Raw genomic sequence first — 2840 nt, forward strand, 5'->3', positions numbered from 1 at the left:
AGGGCGAGAACGCAAGGTGCCTCATCCACACCCCCGGCCCGGTCAGGGCGCGGGGCGATTGGTGCTGGAAGCGGGGGCCATCGCGTCGCCTTCTCCGCCGTCCGGAACAGACCTCCGTCATGCTGAGGTGCCGGCCATCAGGCCGGCCTCGAAGCACGCAGGGGGTGCCAGCCGAGCGCAGGCCCGTGCCCTGCATCGGCCGTTTGCGTCCTTCGAGGCTCGACCTGTGGTCGAGCACCTCAGGATGACGAGGGATGCACGGCGGGCAGGGCGGAGTGCCGGGCGCCGTCTCGCGGAGCCGTCGTCGCCGTGGCATCCTGCGGCAGGGAATCATCGGGGAGGGCGTTGCATGGTGTTCTGGATTCCGCTGCTGGCCTGGTTGGCTGCCATCGTGCTGGCCGGCCTCGCGGTCTGGCGGGGCGGGCGCCCCGTCAGCGTCGGCGCCATCCTCGAGCAGTTGCTGCGCTATGTGCTGCTGTTCCCGGTCGGACTGGTGAGCCTGTGGGCCTTCCTCGGCCACGTCTTTTTCCCCGGCTCGTCCGCCGCCTCGATCGGCTGGGCGCCGAGCCCGTTCCAGTTCGAGGTCGGCATGGCCAATCTCGGCATCGGGCTCGCCGGGGTGATCGCCGCCTTCTGGGGCTCGCCCGGCTTCCGCGCGGCGGTCGGCGTGGTGAGCCTCGGCTTCCTCGGCGGCGCCGGCGTCGGCCATGTCGTGCAGATCTCCGAGACCGGTAACATGGCCGAGGGCAATGCCGGGCCGATCCTGTTCTCCGATTTCCTCGCCCCGATCGCCATACTCGGCCTGCTCGCCCTGCAGCGCATGACCGGCTTCGCCCGCAAGCTGCTGTAGCCGGACCGTGATCGGGCGCGGCTTGCGCCTGCCGCGCAACTGCGCCACCTGAGGGGGGCGCAACAGGAAGGTGCCCCAGTTGGCCGATCCCCGCGATCACGATCTGCCCGTCGATCCGAACCCGCCCGCCGATCCGGAAGCGAACCGGCTCAGCGCCCGCGCGGTGCGCTATGCGCGGGTTGGCACGCGCGTCGGCGGCGTGGCGGCGCGCATCGCCGGCGCCCGGCTTATCGGCGCGGGCGACGCGCGGGCCGGCAATGCGGCGGCGCTGGCGAGCGCGCTCGGTGGCCTCAAGGGGCCGATCATGAAGGTCGCCCAGCTTATGGCGACCATTCCCGAGGCGCTGCCGCCGGAATACGCCAAGGCGCTCGCCACGCTGCAGAGCGAGGCGCCGCCCATGGGCTGGGCCTTCGTCAAGCGGCGCATGATGGCCGAGCTCGGCGCCGATTGGCAGGGCCGCTTTTCGAGCTTCGAGCGCGAGCCGGCCGCCGCCGCCTCGCTCGGCCAGGTGCACCGCGCGGTGGCGCTCGACGGCACGGCGCTCGCCTGCAAGCTGCAATATCCGGACATGGCCTCCGCGGTGGAGGCGGATCTGCGCCAGCTCGAACTGCTGCTCGCCCTGCACCGGCGCATGGACCCGGCGATCGACACGCGCGAGATCGCGCAGGAGATCGGCGCCCGGGTGCGCGAGGAGCTCGACTACCGCCGCGAGGCCAAGCATGCGGGCCTCTATGCCGACATGCTGGCGGGCGAGGCGGGTGTGCGCGTGCCGCGGGTATGGCCGGAGCTGTCCACCGGCCGGCTGCTCACCCTCGACTGGCTGGAGGGCCGGCGCCTGCTCGCCTTTACCCAGCATCCGCTGGAGGAACGCAACCGCATCGCCGCCGCCATGTTCGCCGCATGGTGGCTGCCCTTCGCGCGCCATGGCGTGATCCACGGCGATCCGCATCTCGGCAACTACACCGTCTTCGAGGAAAGCGGCGAGGCGGGGGGCATCAACCTGCTCGACTATGGCTGCATCCGCATCTTCCCGCCCTCCTTCGTCGGCGGGGTGGTCGATCTCTATGAGGGGCTGAAGACGGGAGACGAGGCCCGCATCGTCCATGCCTACGAGACATGGGGCTTCCGCGGGCTGAAGCGCGACCTCATCGAGGTGCTGAACATCTGGGCGCGCTTCATCTACGGCCCGCTGCTCGACGACCGGGTGCGCTCGGTGGCGGATGGGGTGGCGCCCGGCGACTATGGCCGCCGCGAGGCTTTCCGCGTGCACCAGGCGCTGAAGGAGAAGGGCCCGGTCACCGTGCCGCGCGAATTCGTCTTTATGGACCGCGCCGCCATCGGGCTCGGCGGCGTCTTCCTGCATCTGAAGGCCGAGTTGAACTTCCACCGTCTGTTCGAGGCGGCGATCGCCGGCTTCTCGGTCGCGGAGGTCGCGACGCGGCAAGGCGCCGCGCTCGGCAGGGCAGGACTTCGTCTCTAGGATCGGGCTTCGCCGTTGCCGCCGCTGGCGTCTTCCGCTAAAGCGGGCTGCTGCCTGTCAATATCAATAGGGAGGGGGCCTATGGCCGACCACGGAGCGCCCGAATACGCCATCGCCGACGGCAACGACTATGCCGAGCACGAGGGGACCTACAGGTTCTTCGTGAAGCTGACCCTGGTCGGCACGCTGGCGACGGTCGGCCTGATGATCGCCCTCGCCATTGGCGGCGTAAACGGCCATTGGGGCCTGTTCACGATCGGCACCCTCGCGCTGCTGGCCGCGACCGCAGTCGGGTTCGCCTCGGACACCGGCAAGCCGGGTCTTCTCGGCGGCCTCGTGGTGGTGCTTCTCCTTCTCCTCGTCCTGACGTCCTGAGGCAGCCATGCGGATAGCTGTTGTCAAAGAGAGCTCTGCTTCGGAGCCACGGGTTGGTGCGTCTGTTGAGACGGTTCGGCGAGTTGTTGGGCTTGGCGGGGAGGTTGTTGTGGCTTCGGGCGCGGGATTGCGCTC

General features: G+C 70.0%; 3 protein-coding genes. All 3 read left to right on the forward strand.

Translation table 11 applies throughout. The features are described from left to right. The first annotated feature begins 349 nt into the window (after window positions 1-349). The 3 genes from U742_RS0102035 (at window position 350) to U742_RS0102045 (ending at window position 2705) form a co-directional block, all read left to right on the forward strand. Window positions 350-850, forward strand: a complete 501-nt coding sequence (locus U742_RS0102035; RefSeq protein WP_029349545.1) for a DUF6790 family protein — start codon at window positions 350-352, stop codon at window positions 848-850. Window positions 851-929: 79 nt separating this feature from the next. Then, entirely contained in the window at window positions 930-2330 is a 1401-nt protein-coding gene (locus U742_RS0102040) for an ABC1 kinase family protein (protein ID WP_248310234.1), read from the forward strand. An 81-nt stretch (window positions 2331-2411) separates the two neighbouring features. Continuing rightward, entirely contained in the window at window positions 2412-2705 is a 294-nt protein-coding gene (locus U742_RS0102045) for an aa3-type cytochrome c oxidase subunit IV (RefSeq protein WP_029349549.1), read from the forward strand. Window positions 2706-2840: the final 135 nt, after the last annotated feature.

It is taken from the genome of Allobosea sp. 117, from assembly GCF_000702305.1.
Taxonomy (GTDB): domain Bacteria; phylum Pseudomonadota; class Alphaproteobacteria; order Rhizobiales; family Xanthobacteraceae; genus Ancylobacter.

Coding starts and splice junctions, on each gene's coding strand:
- U742_RS0102045 (WP_029349549.1), top strand. CDS start 2,412: ATGGCCGACCACGGAGCGCCCGAATACGCCATCGCCGACGGCAACGAC.
- U742_RS0102035 (WP_029349545.1), top strand. CDS start 350: ATGGTGTTCTGGATTCCGCTGCTGGCCTGGTTGGCTGCCATCGTGCTG.